At 60.1% G+C, this 20,510-nt stretch carries 12 protein-coding genes; 6 read left to right on the forward strand and 6 right to left on the reverse strand.

Annotated elements, in window-relative coordinates; genetic code table 11:
- Positions 1-279 precede the first annotated feature (279 nt).
- The 5 genes from ACTJK4_RS22245 to ACTJK4_RS22265 form a co-directional block, all read right to left on the reverse strand.
- Positions 280-2,331 (reverse strand): phage NrS-1 polymerase family protein, encoded by a 2,052-nt coding sequence (locus tag ACTJK4_RS22245; protein WP_440818977.1) that lies wholly within the window; start codon positions 2,329-2,331, stop codon positions 280-282.
- A gap of 551 nt (positions 2,332-2,882) precedes the next feature.
- Complete coding sequence (locus ACTJK4_RS22250) at positions 2,883-3,794, reverse strand: AbiTii domain-containing protein (protein WP_440818979.1); 912 nt, start codon at positions 3,792-3,794, stop codon at positions 2,883-2,885.
- Between the two features lie 477 nt (positions 3,795-4,271).
- Positions 4,272-9,251 carry a DEAD/DEAH box helicase gene (locus ACTJK4_RS22255; RefSeq protein ID WP_440818980.1) on the reverse strand — a complete coding sequence of 1,660 codons (4,980 nt, stop codon included), beginning with the start codon at positions 9,249-9,251 and terminating at the stop codon, positions 4,272-4,274.
- 108 nt (positions 9,252-9,359) lie between these two features.
- Entirely contained in the window at positions 9,360-9,806 is a 447-nt protein-coding gene (locus ACTJK4_RS22260) for a hypothetical protein (RefSeq protein ID WP_440818982.1), read from the reverse strand.
- Positions 9,807-9,904: 98 nt separating this feature from the next.
- Positions 9,905-10,690 carry a tyrosine-type recombinase/integrase gene (locus tag ACTJK4_RS22265; protein WP_440818984.1) on the reverse strand — a complete coding sequence of 262 codons (786 nt, stop codon included), beginning with the start codon at positions 10,688-10,690 and terminating at the stop codon, positions 9,905-9,907.
- A 524-nt stretch (positions 10,691-11,214) separates the two neighbouring features.
- Here ACTJK4_RS22265 and ychF point away from each other — a divergent pair.
- From ychF to ACTJK4_RS22285, 4 genes are all read left to right on the forward strand, one after another.
- Complete coding sequence (gene ychF / locus ACTJK4_RS22270; RefSeq protein ID WP_440818986.1) at positions 11,215-12,309, forward strand: redox-regulated ATPase YchF; 1,095 nt, start codon at positions 11,215-11,217, stop codon at positions 12,307-12,309.
- A gap of 340 nt (positions 12,310-12,649) precedes the next feature.
- Positions 12,650-14,938 carry an ATP-binding protein gene (locus ACTJK4_RS22275; protein ID WP_440818987.1) on the forward strand — a complete coding sequence of 763 codons (2,289 nt, stop codon included), beginning with the start codon at positions 12,650-12,652 and terminating at the stop codon, positions 14,936-14,938.
- 26 nt (positions 14,939-14,964) lie between these two features.
- Positions 14,965-15,432, forward strand: a complete 468-nt coding sequence (locus tag ACTJK4_RS22280; RefSeq protein ID WP_024972795.1) for a response regulator — start codon at positions 14,965-14,967, stop codon at positions 15,430-15,432.
- A gap of 25 nt (positions 15,433-15,457) precedes the next feature.
- Positions 15,458-17,416 carry a hybrid sensor histidine kinase/response regulator gene (locus tag ACTJK4_RS22285; RefSeq protein WP_316881451.1) on the forward strand — a complete coding sequence of 653 codons (1,959 nt, stop codon included), beginning with the start codon at positions 15,458-15,460 and terminating at the stop codon, positions 17,414-17,416.
- A 32-nt stretch (positions 17,417-17,448) separates the two neighbouring features.
- Here ACTJK4_RS22285 and ACTJK4_RS22290 read toward each other — a convergent pair whose 3' ends face one another.
- Complete coding sequence (locus ACTJK4_RS22290; protein ID WP_232041130.1) at positions 17,449-17,691, reverse strand: GlsB/YeaQ/YmgE family stress response membrane protein; 243 nt, start codon at positions 17,689-17,691, stop codon at positions 17,449-17,451.
- Positions 17,692-17,913: 222 nt separating this feature from the next.
- Between ACTJK4_RS22290 and hemA the strand changes: the two genes are divergently transcribed.
- Positions 17,914-19,221, forward strand: a complete 1,308-nt coding sequence (gene hemA, locus ACTJK4_RS22295; RefSeq protein WP_116576406.1) for a glutamyl-tRNA reductase — start codon at positions 17,914-17,916, stop codon at positions 19,219-19,221.
- A gap of 109 nt (positions 19,222-19,330) precedes the next feature.
- Entirely contained in the window at positions 19,331-20,413 is a 1,083-nt protein-coding gene (gene prfA, locus ACTJK4_RS22300) for a peptide chain release factor 1 (RefSeq protein ID WP_440818990.1), read from the forward strand.
- Positions 20,414-20,510: the final 97 nt, after the last annotated feature.

The raw sequence follows: 20,510 nt of genomic DNA on the forward strand, positions 1-20,510 counted from the left end.
TTCGGGACCAGTTGGTCACTGGTTGTAGCGATCTGCGGTCGCCCCTTCGCGAACACATGACCTGCCACCTGCGGACCGGACGGACGCGGCGTACTCTCTCTTCGCCAAATAGCCACAAAAAAGAAAAAAATAGTTACTGTCCGGTCTCTTTCTTGATCCCGACCTTTGGACAACAGGACACCCCTATAGGGGTGTGTCTCTGTCTGTCCGGAATAGGTCACTGGTTTCGTCCTTGTGGACAAACTGGTATTCCTTGTTTGTCCGCTTGTCCGCGAAGTCCTATCTTTTGGCCCAGTAGTAATCGCCGTGTTTGCCGACTAGGTTCGCCCTCACCAGTTGGTCAACTGCGCGGTCAAATGCTTTTTTCTGTGAAGCCGGCACGCCCTTACTGATACCTGCATCGATGGCCGCTGGCATCCATTTATCTTCGTGAACCACAAGGGCCGGAGCGAACATGCCTTCGGCCTTCACCAATTCAGGGCTTGGTGGAACACCAAAGGGATCGGTAATGTCCATAAGCACCTGAAGGCAAGTCTTCACTGGCTTTCTTAGCTTCTCGCCTGTGCCATTCTTGTTCGTCTGCTCATCAAGAGGAATCAAGGCGCCGGCACCGGCACTTTCATCACCGCCTAAGAACACGTTCTCGATCTGAAAGTGGAATTCGAAGTCCTCGGGGCCATCCTTCATCTTGGTACATTGCAGAACACGATCACCGCTACTGCGTCGATCCACGCGATATTCATGGTCCATTGCTGCCTTCAAGGCCGACGCACCGCGTGCCCGATCTTTCTCGTTGTTCCCGGAGTGATGAACCAGCACGACTGACGCATTGAACGGGATACGCAGATGCGTATCGATGTTGCTCATCAGGCGATTCACTTCGGAGTTGCTGTTCTCATCCCCATCGCCGAAGTTGCGGGCCAGCGTGTCGATGATGATCATGCACGGCTTTTCATTCGAGACCAGCCCAGCGATTGCGTTCGAAAGATCGCGGGCACTGTCACGGTCAGAGAGTGGAACAGGATGCTTTAACAGGTGGAAGGGCTTACCTTCCAAAGAGACGCCGTTGATCTTCTCCCAGACCTTCAATCTTCGGCGGAATCCGTTGAGTCCTTCACCGACAATGTAGAAGACCGGAGCAGATTCCACTTCTTGGTCGTGCCAATCGGTGCCGGTCGCCACGCAACAAGCCCAATCCATCGCGACGAAGCTTTTTCCGCTGCCGGATGCGCCGAACAGCATGCACGTCGTGTTCTGTTCCAAGACGCCATCGATCAACCACTCGGTCTTGGTCGTTTCGCCCATGAAGTCGGAAGCACGGACAAATTCATAGTTGTGCGGACTATCTGTCGAAGTTTTGCCTGCGGTCTGGATACCCGTTCCTGCGTTCTGACCGGACAGGGCCTTCTCGATAGTCATCTGCCCATAGGTCTTGCCATCACCGGAATGTGGCTTGTTCCACTTCTCAGGTCGGAATAGCGCGGACACCTGAAACAGACGATCCAACTGCCCACTGTCCAGAGTGAAGCGCGCCAGCATGTTCGCCAGCGCCAAGTCCGCTTCAGACTGACTTGGGTAATCGGAATAATCGCCGTCATCGAACAGCTTACGGAACCGTTCACCGCTACCGGCTTTCACCGCGTCTGCCAAAATGACGGCATCATCCAGAATTTTCGCAACACCACTGTCGGTCTTCTGGGCCACGTTCGCAGCGCCGCTGTCGGTCTTCTGCGCCACGTTCGCATCCGCCGCCGTGGATTTATTGAAATGCGCTCGATACAGCCAGTCGAGGGCTTTTGGCTGGTCAGTGATGTCGGCCCCGTCGCTCAGTTCATAGCCCGTAACCGTGAAATAGCGTTTGCTATCTTCACCGTAACATTCAAAGTTTTTGTGCTCAGTGCCCTTGCCGAATCGGCCAAACGTGCCATAGGTAAGAATGTGGAGGCCATCACCACTCGGCGACTTTTCCATGTATGTCCCGTGGAACCGCCCAACGATCTCGGCTGCCAGTGGTTCGAGTTCGCCGGATGCGTCGAGAACATGGTCAAGGTCAACACCGACCAGATCATCGCGAAGATTGATACCGATACCATCGAAGTCGCCAGCTTGATAGGCGGCACGCACCTCATCGAAGGTCGCCCACGTTGCCGGATCATCGGGCTTGGCGTACCGACCACTGACTTGGTATGGCGGCTTCGTCCACTTGCCATTCTCTGTTTGTTCGAAACGCCACAGAACCCAATGGGGATGATTCCTGAGACTGGCGGGAATGCCGTCGAAATTGACCGGCACGACTTCAGGCTTCAATTCGAGCGGAAGTGCCGACATCATTCAGCACCTCGGGAGAACGTCGCCATCATGATCGGCGCGCTGCAATGCAATTGAGAAAAAGCTGTGTTCGAGTTGTAAATAAACATTTGTGTTGTACGGATTGCCCCACGGGGCGGAGTTTCCTCACCAGATCGACCGAACAGGTGCGAACGGACACACCGTATGGCGCACGAACGCGACCAGACGGCAAGGAAGCCTCAGGTTTTGATTGAGTTCTTGGGGGCGGATGGTCGCCGCAGACGCACGAATGCCATGCGCAATGCGAAGACGCACCAAGCCCAAGAACAGCCGGTACTGCTAAGGGGAATTCATATAGACGCTTGACCAGAACGGTCGAAGCGTTGTGGCAGAAGCCACTCAGTAGTGTTCAGCCAAAGGCGCGAACAATTTCAATGTAGCGCACATTATCTCACGACTGAGGCAGTTTTGTCAATGACATTCTTGACGCGACGCCTATTCTGTGGTGCGCTTCCAGCGCCAGTCAGTCACAAGAAAGAAACTGTGAAGAGGTGTAGAAGTGAATTCCGGCTTGTGCCCTTCCGGCCAGTCGGTCACTTGATACCGTAATAGCCACCAAGGGCATCGGCCAGTAGCTTCCCACCAGCGGCGATCCCAATGGTCCACGCGCCGCTGATTGCCTTCTCTGACATCTTCGCCATCCAAACCTTCACCTTCGGGCCGAACTGCTTTGCCTCAGCTACAGCCTTCGGGTCATCATCACTCACTGAGGTCTGCAATTCCGCTATGTCAGCGTCGCTAACGCCCGTGGACTTGAAGGCCTTCGCCAATGCTGCGAAGTCGCCCTTGGTCACGGAGTTCGTAGTCGTGGTTTCGTTACTGTTCCCAATCACGACTGTCACGTTGTCGCCGAACACCGCCGATGCGAACATCCCGGCAGCATCAATGCCCTGCGCCGCTTCTTTCATATTGTCCTCCGGGACGTCGCCTAGCTCGCCTTGTAGGTTGAGAGCGAAATCCAGTAATCGGGAGCGAACCTCAATCAACGCGTTGACAATCTGTGTAGGTTCGAACTGCACCCACGCACTGTCGATGTGGAAACTGGATTCAATCGCGCCCTTGGCGAGCATGGGATACCATTCGGGAGCAATGGGCCTGCTCAGAGAACAATCGGACCTCGATAGTTGCTCCAATACCTGAATGGACTGACGCAGCTTCTCAACGCAAAACCTTTCTCGCACGTCTTTCGGTAGATGCAGGGTTGGCAACTGCGTCTTGTTGTACCGCCACGCCAAGTTGGCCACGTTGCCATGAAGCCGTGTTGGAATGGTGCGGTAATCCGGCACAGGCTTATCCGCCGCGTACCCGTTCAGTTCGTCGTTCACCCATCCGGCAAGCTCCTTATGCCCGATGCGATGCATCAACACCTTAGTTTTCAAAAGGGCGTCCGTCAGCGAGCCGTCCTTGTCGCTCAATCGCGTGACGATGTCTTTTAGCAGTTGCATCTCCGATCTTGCGTCGAACCCGGTGGTTAATTCTACGTGAAGGACGTGGTTTCAGATGGATGCCGGACCCCATTGATCGAATCAGTCCTAGCGGACAGTCGGACACCACTGTCCCGGACCATATGGGTGTACCACTGTGGCAGTGCCAACCGTGAGGTCCACTGTCAGACCTCACCGGCGACAGTGACCGCCACCATCTGGGCACCAATGCGGCCAACTGCGCGGGATGATTGGTGTCACCAATCGCGCAATTGGTACCCCAACACCATTGGACCAGTGTCAGGCGACAGGTCTGGCATCCAATTGGTACTGCACGCACCATTGCGGGACCACGGCGAACACTGGTTCGGTCCGGTCTACTACCAACGGTGCGGCGCGACAGTGTGCGGCACAGCAGTTTAAGTGTCGCTGGCACCATCAGGGACCACTGACCAATGGTCAGCATCGACAGTGATAGACGCTGACCATAGTGTCCGGTCACGCAGTCAGCGCGTCCGGTTCATCCTTCGCTTCCAGCAACTGTCCGACAGTCGGTCCCGGCTGCTGAATATCGAGACGTGGCAACGACCGGACGATCTTCATAGTTTCCAGACTGACCGTCACCACCCGCTGGAACAGTTCCAGCGGGTAACGTGGGTTGCCCATAGTCTCCACAGCCCAATCGTTGGCATCGTTGACGATGCCGCTGTCCTTATCGGTCTTGACGCACTGGCGTTCCACGACCCAATCCAGCGCCGGTTTGCCGTTGACCACGTAGTCGTAGGCTTCCAGCGGGATGCCGGTCAGTATGATCTTGTCGTTGTAGATCAACGTGGTCAGGTCTTTGTCCTTGCCGTTCTTGCCATACCGCATCTTCTCGACACGGTAGTCGGCATCGGTCAGAAGTAGTCCGCCGCCTTCGATCTGCAACGGGTACTTCTCGACCGTCTCGTAGTTGACGTGCAGGTCCGCCAGCTTGCGACCAGCCTTCGAGAAAGCCCAGAAGTCGGCAGCAGTCTTCACACAAGGAATGCGCGGCAGTTCCTTGCTGAGATTGTCGGCATAGCGCTCAAGATAGTCAGGTGAGTGCAGCAGGCCGTAGACGTAGTAGAACACATCTTCCTTGCTGAACTCCTCACCGGGATAGGCAGCTTGAAAATGCGTCAAACCCTCGTCCGTCAATGCATGGCGTCGGTTCCCGTTAATTTTGATACTTGGCGGGTCGAATAGACCGGACTGTGAGGCTTCAGTTGAATCGTCATCGTCGTTCTCATGGTAAAGATAGAGTGGGAAGCACTGAGCGCCGCCATCTGATGGGTCCGATGGAAGCACATCAGTCATCAATGCTATCTGGCTGCTTCCAGTCCAGTTCCCTTTGATCATAATGACTCTATTCTCTGATGTCGCATCAGGGAAAATGCGTGGCATCTGGTAACGACTCCACAGCAGATACTTGCTACTGAATAGCCACTGCCTCGCGAACGGACGATACAAGCCGCGAACCAAATGGGACGTGTCGCTGTCAAGTAAGCGACCTTTCTGTAAGTAACGCTTGAAATCGTCCGCCCAAGCGATTTTGGTTCTATCGAAGGCAAGGAACTTGTCAAGATCAGGTCGATCACCGGTATCACGGGCTGCGTGATACCGTGCCACCTCGTCATTGTAGAAATTCACCATTCGACGAATAGTGTCAGAAAGCGCGGTTTTGGAGTAGTTGAAAACCCAAGCGTCCCGGTTCGTTTTGACGCCCTGTGAGTAATTCTCGAACAGTTTCGGCACACGGCTTTTTTTGTCGCCTATCGCAATGAAGTCGCCAAAGCTATTGTCCCGCTGATTCAGCCAGTCCCCATGTTGATCGGGAGTGACCGTTTGCCAGCCCCCAGCCTCAGTGATCCCGCCGACGCTGGCGAAGCCGCTGATTCTTTCCAACTTTTCTTGGCGGTTCAGGTAGTCGCCGATGTCATGGAAATATATCTCTCCATGTTTCGCCGCATCAGGATTCTTGACAAGCACTGCGATAGCAACTGGGGCACGACTGCCCATACCAAACACGTTGTCCTTCTCTTTCCGGCGCATTTCACCAGAAGTACGAGCATTGCCGCGCAAGTGAAAGATATAGATGCTGGAAAACTCGTCTACCAACGTCCTGCGCAAGCCGTCGGCGGAGTTGGCATCTAGATAACCTGCATTGGTTACGAAAGCAATCACGCCACTGTTGCCCAAGCGGTCGGATGCCCATCGAATTGCACGAATATAGCTGTCGTAAAGCGACCTCACCATCGTGATGCTTGACTTGGCAGCATAGGTCGAGCGAATGCGACTGTCCAAATGCGGATATTCGACGTTCTGATTATTGTCATTCGCGTTTGCTTGGCCCGTAGAATACGGTGGATTGCCGATGATCACGCGAATATCGAGCTTCTTCTGGCGCTTGCGACGAGCACTGTTTTGCGCTAACAATGCGTCCACCATGTCTTCCTTTTCGTACATCTGGAAGGTGTCCGCCAAACAGATGCCTTGGAAGGGCAGGTATTCGCCGCCCACGATTCCGTGGTACACAGCCTCGATATTGATCGCGGCAATGTAGTATGCCAACAACACAATTTCGTTAGCGTGAAGCTCATGCTTGTATTTGTGCGGCAGTTCCTCTGGCTTGATCAGCCCACTTTGCAGCAGACGCGTGATGAACGTGCCAGTGCCCACAAAAGGGTCGATGATATGCACGCCCTTGCTGCCTAGAGTCTGGCCGAACTCTGCTTGCAGGATATGGGCAACGCTGTGGATGATGAAGTCCACCACTTCGACCGGCGTATAGACGATACCTAACCGTTCGGTCATCTTCGGGAAGGCATTGCGGAAGAATTTGTCGTACAACTCCACAACAATTTTCTGCTTGCCCGCTGCATTGTCGATGCCTTCCGCACGCAGCTTCACGCTCTCATAGAACCGTTCCAGCGTGTCGGCTTCCTTGTCCAATCGGTGTTCTTGCAGCACGTCCAACACGCCCTGCATCGCCAGCGACATCGGGTTGTGCCTCGCGAAGCTGTAGTCTTCGAACAGGGCATCGAACACTGGCTTCGTGATGAGATGTTGCGCCAACATCTCGATAATCTCGCCGTCCGTGATGCTGCCGTTCAGGTCGTCACGCAGTTCTTCGGCGAACGCTTCGAACGCTGCTCGTTCCTTGGTGTTAGCCGGGTCTTCAACGATGATTGAGATGCGGTCGATGTGGGTCCGGGCGATCTTCGCGATGTCGTTGGCCCAATCTTCCCAATGGTGCCGGTTGCCGACCTTCTGCACCAGCTTGGCATAGATGGCCTTCTCGATCTCACCGATCTCGAATTGCAGTTCAAGATTTTCCTGCGGCGTGCGTCGCTTGGCAGGTTCACCGATGGTGAATCCGCCCTTCGCGGCATCCTTGGCCTTGTCGCCGCTGATCTTCTTTCCCTGCTTCTTCTGGATTTTGTCCGTGACGGCGATAACTTCCATCTTGCTGGTGTCTTTGCCGATCAGGTCTAGCTTATTCACCATCGCATCGAACCGATCATCATGCGACCGCAATGCCTGCAAGACTTGCCAGACGACGGCATAGGTCTTGTTATCGTTCAAGGCTGCATGTGGTTCAACGCCTGCCGGGATCACCACCGGTAACACCACATACCCCCGTTTCTTGCCCGGTGCGTTCCGCATGACGCGCCCCACGGACTGCACCACGTCCACCTGCGAGTTACGCGGTGTCAGGAACAGCACGGCATCCAGCGCCGGAACGTCAACACCTTCGGACAAACAGCGAACGTTACTGAGGATGCGGCAGGTGTTCTCCGGCGTCTCGGCTTTCAGCCAAGCCAGCTTCGCTTCCTTCTCGCTGGCGTTCATCCCGCCGTCTACGTGTTCCGCTTCGCAGTGAAGTCGCGCCACCTGTTCGAACTCTTCCGTTTCCTCGCTGTCCTGATACGCTTCAACGACCGATTGGAACATCCCGGCGATCTGTTTCGAACTGACCTTGTGCGTCTTCGCACCCTTCGAAACCTCGATGACCTGACAGAAAGCCACGGCACGCTTCATCGGGTCGCCATCACCGATCAAGTCTTCGGTCAGCCCTTGCTTCGATAGCGCCTTCCAGCAGCCGACGATCTTCGCAGCGTCGTCCACCTTCAACTGGTTGTTCTCATCCTTCCACAACGCTTGCAAACGGCTATTGACGTGGGTTTCCTCGACGGCCAGCACGATTACCTTGTAATCGACCAACAGCCCGCGTCTGACGGCTTCGGAGAATGTGATGACGAACAGTTCCTTGCCGTACCATTCTTCATTGTTCATGCCGTACAGCCGTGCATTGTCACGTTCAGCCTGAATCTCGGCGGCGTCACTGTAGATGCGTGGGGTAGCGGTCATGTAAAGCCGCTTGGTGGACCGGATGAAGTCTCCGTCGTGTACCTTGACGAAATGACTTTCATCATCGTCACCACCATATGAAACCCCGGTCGTGCGATGTGCCTCGTCGCAGACGATCAGGTCGAAATCGGCCAGCCCAAATTCCTTCTGGGCGCGACTGATCACGTCGATGGAGTGATAAGTACTGAAGACAACGCTCATGTGCGATACGTCATGCCGCTTCGCCATCTCCGCCGCCAGCCGGGACGAATCCGTGGTGGCCGGGTAACGCAGTTCGTGGACGAAGGTCTGAACCATGTCGTCCTCTTTCTTGCGCTTCTTGCCCACGTCGCTGTCCGAACAGACGGCGAAGCTGTGAAGTGGCACCTCGCTTTCTTGCGTCCACTCGGTCAGGGTCTGCGACAACAGGGACAGGCTTGGAACAAGGAACAGAACCCGCTTGCCTGCACCGGCCAAGGCTTCGGCAATCTTCAGGCTGGTGAACGTCTTCCCGGTCCCGCAGGCCATGATCATCTTGCCCCGGTCGGCGTTCGCTAGACCGTGAACAACGGCGTTCAAGGCGTTCTTCTGGTGATCCCGCAACTGCTTCTTTGCCTTGATTACCGGCGTGGCCGCCTTCGGCTGGTACTGCGACCAATCGATCTGACTCTCTTCAAGGGCGGTCAGGTCGATCTTGCTGACCGGTGGCTGCTGGTCATAGAGGGCGTTTTCGGCGTGGTCACTCCAATGATTCGTCGTGGCGACGATGATCCGGCGAGTGAACGGTTTCTTGCCCGATGCCGTGAAGAAGCTGTCGATGTCGCTCTTTTGGACCTTATAGTCCGGTGCGTACAGCTTGCATTGGATGGCATGGTATTCGCCAGTGCCCTGTGTCTTCGCCACAAGATCGATACCGGCGTCCCGCTTGTCCAGACCCTGCAAGTCCGCCCATTCCGCATAGGTCCACACGTCGCTGTACAGGTCGCGGTAAGTGGCTTCGTTGCGCAGGTAGCAGACGATCAACTCTTCGAAATAGGTCCCTTTCTCGCGTTCGGTGACTGCTGCGGTACGGAAGGTGTCGAGAAGCTGTTCGAGAGCGGTCATATACGCTTTGTCGCAAGGAGTTTGGGCTTGGAGGCCGCGAGGATGACATTATGCCTTCCGGCCTACTACCCACCTGCGAATATCAGGGCGCATACCTACGGGCACCGATTATTCATCGAGTTCGTCCACCGCCTTCGAATTGAAGTCGGCGGTGACGATCAAAGCCGACCGGTAACGAGGCTTGGTGAACACCAAGTAGCAAGATCGCAGCATTCCGGCAGCCGCCATCGTCAGCAAAGACTGGAATTCACTCGGGGATAGGTCGATACCGCCCCGTAGCACCGGTTTGATGGCAGTGAACGCACCAATCGCTGGCACCTCCGTCTGCCCGATGACGGGGTTCGCATCGACGTAGGCCATGATGGAAAACTGCGAAGTTCCCGCTACCGGTTCCGTGAACTCACCTTCGATGTCTACGGTGAGCATGGTCTTCCGTTCTGGCGGCAATGACCGAGGTTTGTCTGCGCGAACACTCAAGCTGGCATGGAGCCGCTTGATTTCGCCCGAACGATATAGAAGCTCGTCGCTTCTCCTTTTCCTACCGGGACGTGTCATGGGATACCTCCAATGACGAGGATGTGAACCGGCGCATCTCGCAGATCAAACCGGTGATCGGTGGTAGCAACGACAGCCGTAGCTACCATTGGTCCCAATCAATGGTCGTGCGCCAATCCGCCGCCAACAAGGTCCGTGATCGCCCTCTGGATGCCGGTTAGCGGTTCGGCTACGTCCAATGCGCTCAGTTCGACATAGTGTCTGTGCAGGACATCTCCCCTCTTTGGAGCATGACCAAGAATCCTACGTAATTGCGCATCTCCGATCCCCATCCTTGCGCCCACGCTGGCAATCAGCTTTCTCAAGTCATGCAGCGTGAAGTCCGGTGCCCCAACCCGCTGCGCCATCTCCGTCACGTGGTCTGCCGAAAGCCCATCGAACAACCGTTGGTCCGGGTCCAGTCCATTGCAACGGCGACCAAGAATCTCCCGCATATGCTCGGTTATGGGCAATGTATGGGGCTTCCTGCCTTTCGTCTCCGGTATCAGCAGCACACCTGCCACCAGATCAACATCCCGTCGTCGGATGCCACTTCCTTCATTTTTGCGAAGCCCGGTGAGAAGCAGCAGCCGCAGGTAGTCTCGTTGCGTCTCCGGTAGAGAATCCACTGCACGGCTCCACACCGGAAGCCCGCTTTCATTCAGTTTTCTTGCTCGGGGCTGCGGTCTATCCGGCATCAGTCCGGCAGCACCTAACCGGACAAAGGGATTTGCCACTTCCACGCCGTGCACGGCATTGAGGAACCGAAGGATAGATCCAATGATTCCTCGCCCCAAATCGACCAGTGCGGCCCCTTTGGTCTGAGCGAATCGGTGGCAGTGATCCCCGAAGGCCGAATCCTTCATCGCAGATACCGGCCTGTCGAACCAATCTGCGAAGTGCATTCTCAGTACTGATTCGTATCGGGCAAGGCTGGACGGCTTCACCTTCTTGGCCTGTGCGTACTCCCCAAGTGCTTCCCGCAGCGTTGGCAGCCGAACCCTGACAGGGGAAACGGTGTATTCACCGGACCGGCACTGCCGAAGGATTGGCAGCGCCAATTCGCGGGCTTCGTCCGCCGTGATCAGCGGCCATCGCCCCAGAGTAACCCGCACTTGCCGTCCGCCGACGCTGGTCGCAACAACAAACGTGCTGGTACGTGCACCGATTCTTAGACAAAGGCCGCACAAAGTCCGATCCCGCCAGACGGTTCCAGCCTTCCCCAAACCCTTACGAATCAAGGCGTCCGATAGAGTTACAATCCCCATTTTTCGTGTACAAAACTCGCACAAAATCGTTGAGCCAATGCCCCGATCCGTGCTTGTTCGTCACTTTTCCGAATTCACCATCGACTGTCGCTGACCGGCGTTCACCGGGCACCAAGCAGTACACATGACAGTCGCAAACCATTGATTTACAAAGGTTTTAAATGAGCCTCCAATGCGGCATCGTCGGTCTGCCGAACGTCGGCAAGTCGACCCTGTTCAATGCCCTGACCAAAGCCGGCATCGCTGCCGAGAACTACCCGTTCTGCACGATCGAGCCCAACGTAGGCGTGGTGGAAGTACCGGACGCCCGCCTGCAAGCGCTGGCCGACATCGTCAAGCCCGAGCGGGTGCTGCCGGCGGTGGTCGAGTTCGTCGACATTGCGGGCCTGGTGGCGGGCGCCTCCAAGGGTGAAGGCCTGGGCAACCAGTTCTTGGCCAATATCCGCGAGACGGATGCCATCACGCACGTGGTGCGCTGTTTCGAAGATGAAAACGTGATCCACGTCGCCGGCAAGGTCGACCCGATCGCCGACATCGAAGTCATCAATACCGAACTCGCCCTCGCCGACCTGGGTACGGTCGAAAAGGCGTTGCAGCGCTACACCAAGGCCGCCAAGTCGGGCAACGACAAGGAAGCCGCCAAGCTGGTCGCCGTGCTGGAGAAAGCCCAGAAGGTGCTGGACGAAGCCAAGCCGGTGCGTGGCCTGAACCTGACCGACGACGAGTGGGCAACCATCAAGCCGCTGTGCCTGATTACCGCCAAGCCGACCATGTACGTTGCCAACGTGCGCGAAGACGGCTTCGAGAACAACTCGCACCTGGACGCCGTGCGCAACTACGCCGCGCAGACGAATTCGCCGGTGGTTGCCGTATGCGCCGCCATCGAAGCCGAAATCGCCGATCTGGATGACGCCGACAAGGCCGAATTCCTCGCCGACATCGGCATGGAGGAGCCAGGCCTGAACCGCGTGATCCGCGCGGCCTTCAAGCTGCTCGGCCTGCAGACCTACTTCACCGCCGGCGTAAAGGAAGTGCGCGCCTGGACGATCCACATCGGCGACACGGCCCCGCGCGCTGCTGCGGCCATCCACACCGACTTCGAACGCGGCTTCATCCGCGCTCAGACGATTTCGTACGACGATTTCATCCAGTTCAAGGGCGAACAAGGTGCCAAGGAAGCCGGCAAGATGCGCGCCGAAGGCAAGGAATACATCGTCAAGGACGGCGATGTGCTGCACTTCCTGTTCAACGTCTGACCGGCACAAGCGCAACGAAAAAGCCCCGCAATCGCTGCGGGGCTTTTTCATGGGCGACGCGAAAATGCAAGCCTGGGCAACAGGGCATCCCGGGTACCGGCCAGCCTTGTAACGTTGTGGCGATCCAGGATCACTTTTTTACATGCAGGAAGGGCCGATAACGCAGCTTTGGTGCTCGACGGGGCGCATCGCCATGCCGTTTTCGCGTGTCGGGCACGTCGCTTGCGTAGGAACCAGGCAAATACGCTGAACCCCCGGCAGGCCGCTTCCGCCCGGGGCAGCCCGCCGCCCCGCCAGGCATTCAGCCAAGGCCATCGGGGCGGCGCACTCGCCCGACGCCATGAGTTCGCAATCGCCTCCGCCCTTGTCCGTAGTGGACGACATCGACGACGCCATCGGTATTGGCAGCAACGCCGCCATCCAGTCGCGCGGAGTGTTGTTGTGCCTGTCCGAACCGGATTTACGCATCCATCAGGCGAGCGAAAACCTGGAGGCGGCCCTGGGTACGCCACTGGCCACTGCCCTGCACGCACCCGTCGACCGTGTGATCGGCACCGCCGGCCGCGAAGTGCTGGAGCGCGCCCTGGGCACACACAGCATCGACGGCCATCCTCTGTATATCGGCACGCTGCAGACGCCACACGGCCACGCGCTCGACGCGGTGACGCACCGGCACAAGCGCACGCTGATCCTGGAGCTGGAACCTGCCGCGCGTGCGGCCGACGGCGCGTTTGCATCGATGTATCCCCTGGTGCGCACGTTCGTCGCCAGCCTGCAAGCGGCCAGCACGGTCGATGCGCTGACGGACTTGGCCGCGCGCGAAGTCCGCCGCCTGACCGGCTTTGGCCGCGTCACGATCTACCGCATTGACCGCGATGGTTCCTTGCTGGCACTCGCAGAGGCGCGCGACGCGGCCTATGAGACGCTGGTCGGCACGCACCTGTCCGGCGCGGGCATGACGCCCGAACTGCAAAGCCTGTATAACCACAACCCCTTGCGCCTGGTGGCAGACGTGGACGATACGCCGGTGGGTCTGGTGCCGCCTCTGCATCCGTCCACGGGGCGCACGACTGATCTGACGTACGCGGCCCTGCGCGCCGCGTCCGAAGGGCAGCGCGAAGCCATGCGCCGCATGGGCGCCAAAGCCTCGCTTACGCTGGCACTTACGGTGCGGGGCAATCTCTGGGGCCTGATCGCCTGCCACCATGCGACGCCCTGTTCGCTGTCGTTTGAAGTGCGCACGGCATGCGAACACCTGGCGCAGATTCTGTCGCTGCAGGTCGAAGCGAAGGAAGACCGCGCCGAGATCGCCCACCGGCTGGAACTGCGGCGCATCCTGGTGCGTCTGCTGGCGGCCATGGCCGATCGTGACCATTTCCAGGATGGCCTGATCGAACATCCCGCCGACCTGCTGCGCTTTGCCTCGGCCAGCGGCGCCGCCATCGTGCGCCAGGGAGAGTGCGTGCGCATCGGTGCCGCGCCTGACGAAGATGGCATCCTGCGCCTGACCGAATGGCTGGCCAACGAGCACCCCGGCGAGGTCTTCCACACCGACCGCCTGGCCGCCACCTATCCGGACGGCGCCGCGCTGCTACCTCAAGCCAGCGGCGTGCTGGCCGTGCAGGTGTCCCAACTGCATCGTCACTATGTGCTGTGGTTTCGCCCTGAAACCCCGCACACCGTACGCTGGGCAGGCAACGTGCCAGACATGGCCACCGACCACGAGACGGGGCACATGCTCGGCCACACGCGCCATTGGCAAGAACACATCGCCCACACCTCGCGCCCCTGGCGCACGAGCGAAGTGGAAACCGCCGCGGAGTTCCGCTACGCCGTCCTGAACATCGTGCTGCGCCGCGCTGAAGAGGCCGCGGAATTGACGAGCGAGCTGCGCCGCGCCAATCACGAACTGGAAGCGTTTTCGTATTCCGTTTCACATGACTTGCGCGCGCCGCTGCGCCATATCGCCGGTTATGCCGAACTGCTCGACGAGATGGAAGGCCAGCATGTCTCGGCGCGTGGGCGCCATTTTCTGCAGACGATCTCGGAGTCGTCGCGCTTTGCGGGCAAGCTGGTCGACGACCTGCTCACCTTCTCGCAAATGGGACGCGGCGCACTTCACCTGACCGATGTCGACCTCACGCAGCTCGTGCGCGGCGTGGTGCGCGACCTGACGATCGACCAGGGGCGCCGCCATATCGAATGGAACATCGCCGCATTGCCCGTGGTGCGCGCCGACCCGGCATTCCTGCAACTGGCGATGCGCAACCTGCTCTCCAACGCCATCAAATACACGCGTGACCGTGATCCGGCACGGATCCATATCGACGCCGAACAGACCGACGCCGAAACCATCGTGCGCATTGCCGACAACGGCGTGGGCTTCTCGATGGAATACGTGGCCAAGCTGTTCGGCGTGTTCCAGCGGCTGCATCGCATGGATGAGTTCGAGGGCACCGGCATTGGTCTGGCCAATGTACGGCGCATCATCGACCGCCATGGCGGCCGCACCTGGGCCGAGGGCGAACTTGACCGCGGCGCGACGTTCTACTTCGCGCTGCCGCGCGCGCCCGACCCGCAGGCGGCATCGGAGGCAGGCCTCCGCACACCCATGACTCGCGATGCCTGATCGTTCTTTCCACGTTCATTGTCACCATGCTCAAACCCATCCTGCTCGTCGAAGACAACCCAAACGACCTCGAGCTGACCCTGCTGGCGCTGGAGCGCAGCCAGCTTGCCAACGATGTGGTCGTCACCCGCGACGGCGCCGAAGCGCTGGATTACCTGCACGCACGCAACCTGTACGCGCAACGCGTACCGGGCAACCCGGCCGTGGTGCTGCTCGACTTGAAGCTGCCAAAGGTCGACGGGCTGGAAGTGCTGGCCGAGATTCGCGCAACGCCGGCGCTCAAGAGCCTGCCGGTGGTCATGCTCACCTCGTCGCGCGAAGAAACCGACCTCCTGCGCAGCTACGAACTGGGCGTCAATGCCTATGTGGTCAAGCCGGTCGAGTTCCGCGCGTTTGTCGATGCGATTGCCGACCTCGGCGTATTCTGGGCGGTGCTCAACGAACCGCCGCCCGGCTCCACCCGGGCACGCCGCACGTTGCTGCCGGCGAGCTAGCCGCCAATCCGGAGCATTCGCCGCCATGCCCAATCTGCAACTGCTGCTGGTCGAAGACAATCCGCTCGACGCAGAACTGACGCGCGCGCGGCTGGAAACCGCCAACCTGCAGGCCGACACCACGCTGGTCGACAACGAGACCGACTTCATCGCCCAGCTCAGCGAACGGACCTTCGACGCCATCCTGGCCGACTACATGCTGCCGCAGTTCACGGGGGCGGAGGCGCTCGATATTGCGCGCCGCATGGCGCCGCAAACGCCGTTCATCTTCGTATCGGGTGCGCTGGGCGAGGAGCACGCGGTGGACATGCTCAAGCGCGGCGCCACCGATTACGTCATCAAACAGCGCCTGCAGCGCTTGCCCGTGGTGCTGTTGCGCGCGCTGGCCGAAGCGGCCGAGCGCCGCCAGCGCATCGCCGCCGAAGCCGCCCTGCGCGAGGCGGAAACGCACTTCCGCCTGCTGATCAACGCGCTCAAGGAGCACGCCGTGCTCTCGCTCGACCCGCAGGGCATCGTGCGCACCTGGAATGCGGCATCGCGCAGCATTCTCGGGTATGCGCGCGAAGACATCCTGGGCAAGTCGGCCGAGATTCTGTATCCGCAGGCCGCGCGCGAGGCGGGGGAATTCCAGCGCAAGCTCGAACGCGTGCGCCGCGAAGGCAGCCTCACCGACGACCGCTGGATGCTGCGCAAGGACGGCACGCCGTTCTACGCATCAAGCGTGGTCACCGCCATCCACAACGAGACGGGGCAACTGGTCGGCTTCTCCAAGATCATCCGCGACTCCACCGAAGAGCGCATCGCTGCCGACGCCCTGCGCCGTGCAAAGGAAGAAGCCGAGACGGCCAACCACGCCAAGGACCACTTCCTGGCCGTGCTCTCGCACGAGTTGCGCACGCCGCTCACGCCCATCCTGACCGCCGTGCATCTGCTGGAACTGCGCCAGGATTTGCCGGCGTATGTGGTCGCGCAACTCGAAGTCGTGCGCCGCAATGCCGAGCTGGAAGCGCGCCTGATCGACGACCTGCTCGACATCACCGGCATTGCACGCGGCAAGCTGGCGGTGAGCTTTGCGCTGGTCGATCTGTATCCGCTGCTGGAGAGCACGCTGGAGATGTCGCGCAACGACATGCAGGCCAAGCGGCTGTCGCTCAAGACGCGCTTCGAGGCGGGCCGCAGCCGGCTGTATGCCGACGGTGCGCGCATCCAGCAGGTGATCTGGAACCTGGTGCGCAACGCCGTCAAGTTCACACCCGAAGGCGGCGCCATTGAGGTGCGCGTCTGGAACCCATCGCCCTCCACCGTGGCCGTGGCCGTGAAGGACAATGGCATCGGCATCGAGCTCGACGCACTGCCGCGTATCTTCTCGGCGTTCGAACAGGCTGATGCATCGATCACCCAGCGCTTTGGCGGGCTGGGCCTGGGCCTGGCGATTGCCTACGCGCTGGTGCAGAAGCACGAGGGCTCATTGATTGCCGAGAGCGCCGGGCGCCACGAGGGCGCCACGTTCACGCTTACGCTGCCCCTGGCGACCGAGAGGGTGCAGCCCGAGACACCGCCCTCGCCGCCCTTGCCACGTGCCCAGCCGACGCGCGGCTTGCATGTGCTGCTGGTGGAAGACAACGCCGATACGGCCGAAGCCATGTCGCAGATGCTGGAGATTCTCGGCCACAGCGTCGCCGTGGCCAACGGCGCGCGCACGGCCATGCAGGCTGCTGAATCTGGCACGTTTGATCTGCTGATCAGCGATATTGGCCTGCCGGACGGCAGCGGCCTGGATGTGGTGCGCGTTTTTGCCGAGCGGCAAGCCGCACCATCGATTGCAATTACGGGCTACGGCATGGAAGAAGACATCGCCCGGTGCCGCGACGCGGGCTTTACGGATCACCTGACCAAACCGGTGGACTTCAAGCGGCTGGAAACGTTGATGGCCGGCTACCTGGCCGCGCGCGATGCGCGCACTGCCGGCGTGGGAGCGGGCTGAACCGCGCCAGAACGCCGCAGTCCACTCGCCACCTAGCGGCGCAATAGGCCCCACGCTGCGGGCAGCAGCAGGGCGCCCACTACGGCGGCCGTCCAGGCCATGATCTGCCCGTCGGCATAGAGGTGGGCAAACTGGCCGCTGTAGTAACCAAACAACGCGCCAATCGCACCCGTCACCAGCGCAGCCGCCCACCCCAGGCGTTTGCCTGCGGGATGCAGCCAACGCGCCGCCACGCCCACCGCCAGCCCGATCCATAGCGGCCCGATCCACCCCATGCCTGTTCTCCGTATTGCCCTTGAGCGATTCAACTGGACGCGTACCTTAGCGCAGGACGCTGCAGAAGGCCACGGTGGCCCACCACGCGGTGCGTGACGAATAATCGACATTCGTCCACACATGCCACGAGATTTGACCTGGGTCCTGCTCATCCGGGGGCCGGGCGTTATAATTCACAGTGCTCAAAATTCGTGCCGTCCCCATTTAACCGGCCGCCCCACATGCAGTTGCTGACGCTTGGAATCAACCACCACACTGCGCCGCTTTCCCTGCGCGAGAAGGTGGCGTTTCCGCTCGAGCAGCTCAAGCCCGCGCTGGGCACGCTGCGCCAGCACCTGCCGCACCTCAGAAGCACGGCCGAAGCCGCCATCCTCTCCACCTGCAATCGCACCGAAATCTACTGCGCCACCGACGGCAACCTGCCCGAGCAGACCGCGCACGAGCATGCGATTCGCTGGCTGGCACAGCACCACAACATCGACCCCGGTGAACTCGCACCCCACGTGTATTCGCTCGGGCAATCGCTGGCGGTACGCCATGCGTTCCGCGTGGCCAGCGGGCTAGATTCCATGGTGCTGGGTGAGACGCAGATCCTCGGCCAGATGAAAGACGCCGTGCGCACCGCCACCGAAGCGGGCGCCCTGGGCACGTACCTGAATCAGCTATTCCAGCGCACCTTTGCGGTGGCCAAGGAAGTGCGCGGCACGACAGAGATCGGCGCGCATTCCGTGTCGATGGCCGCCGCCGCCGTGCGCTTGGCGCAGCGCATCTTCGAGTCGATCGCGGATCAGCGCGTCCTGTTTATTGGCGCCGGCGAGATGATCGAGCTGTGCGCTACGCACTTCGCCGCGCAGACGCCGCGTGAGGTGGTGATCGCCAACCGCACGCTGGAACGCGGCGAGAAGCTCGCCGAATCGCTGTCGAACCAGGGCCTGAACGCGCGCGCCGTGCGCCTGGCCGAACTGCCAACCAAGCTTGCCGAGTTCGACATCGTTGTTTCATGCACGGCCAGCACCCTGCCCATCATCGGTCTGGGCGCCGTGGAGCGCGCCATCAAGCAGCGCCGCCACCGCCCGATGTTCATGGTCGACCTGGCCGTGCCGCGCGACATCGAACCTGAAGTCGCACGCCTGTCCGACGTGTTCCTCTACACCGTGGATGACCTGGGCGCCATCGTGCGCGAGGGCAACGCGCTGCGGCAGGCCGCCGTGGCGCAGGCCGAGGCCATCATCGAAACGCGCGTGCTGAACTTCATGCACTGGCTCGATGCGCGCAGCGTGGTGCCCGTCATCCGGGATCTGCACGCGCAGGCCGAAACGCTGCGCCAGGGTGAGCTGGAACGCGCCCAGCGCATGCTCGCGCGCGGCGATGACCCGGCGCTTGTGCTTGAAGCGCTGTCGCAGGCGCTCACCAAGAAATTCCTCCACGGCCCCACGCATGCGCTCAACCACGCGCAGGGCGAAGGCCGCGAACAACTCATCGACCTGCTGCCGGCGCTGTTCCGCCAGTCCAGCCACTCCGAGCGCTAGCGGCCGGCGCATCGCACGCGCGCCGCATGTTTTCACGACGGGCGCGCAATGTCTGGCGCGGTATCATGCGCCGCCTTCGCTTCCAGCGTTTCCCTCCGCGACTGCCCGAATGAAGCCCAGCATGCTGTCCAAGCTCGACCAACTGGCCGAGCGCATCGTCGAAATCAACGCGCTGCTTGCGCGTGAAGACGCCACCGCCAATCTCGACCAATACCGTAAGCTCACGCGCGAACATGCCGAGCTGGAGCCCGTGGTCGCGCAATTTGCCGCGTGGAAGCAGGCCGAGGAAGACATCGCCACTGCGCAGGAGCTGGCGGCCGATCCGGACATGAAGGCGTTTGCCGAGGACGAACTCCGCGCGGCGCGTGAGCGGATGGAATCTCTCGAAGGCGAGCTGCAACGCCTGCTGCTGCCCAAAGACCCGAACGACCATCGCAACATCTTCGTGGAAATCCGCGCCGGCACGGGCGGCGATGAATCCGCGCTCTTTGCCGGCGACCTGCTGCGCATGTACACGCGCTACGCCGAACGGCAGCGCTGGCAGGTGGAGATCGTGAGCGAATCGCCGTCAGACCTGGGTGGCTACAAGGAAGTGATCGCGCGGCTGGTGGGCGAAGGTGCGTACTCGCGCCTGAAGTTCGAATCGGGCGGCCATCGCGTGCAGCGCGTGCCGGCAACCGAGGCGCAGGGGCGCATCCATACGTCGGCCTGCACCGTGGCCGTCATGCCCGAGGCCGATGCGCTGGCCGACATCCAGATCAACCCGGCCGACCTGCGCATCGATACGTTCCGCGCGTCCGGTGCGGGCGGCCAGCACATCAACAAGACGGATTCGGCCGTGCGCATCACCCACTTGCCGACCGGCTTGGTGGTGGAGTGCCAGGACGACCGCAGCCAGCACCGCAACAAGGACCGCGCCATGCAAGTGCTGGCTGCGCGCCTGAAGGATCGCCAGGAGCGCGAAGCGCAAGCCAGGGAAGCCAGCGCCCGCAAGAGCCTGATCGGCTCGGGCGACCGCTCCGACCGCATCCGCACGTACAACTTCCCGCAGGGCCGCGTGACCGATCATCGCATCAACCTGACGCTGTACAAGATCGACGCCATCATGGACGGCGACCTTGATGAACTGGTCGGTGCGTTGGCGGCTGAGCACCAAGCGGAGCAGCTTGCGGCGCTCGGGGAAGAGGCCTGAGCGCTCAATCGTTAAAAAGCGCGCCCTCCGTAACATCCGCTTGCGTTTGATACAGCTTTGCGCGATGGCGCGCCGGTCTTGCGTTCCTATAATCGAT

Origin of the sequence: Ralstonia sp. 22111 (assembly GCF_052045895.1) — a bacterium.
Classification (GTDB): Bacteria; Pseudomonadota; Gammaproteobacteria; order Burkholderiales; family Burkholderiaceae; genus Ralstonia; species Ralstonia wenshanensis.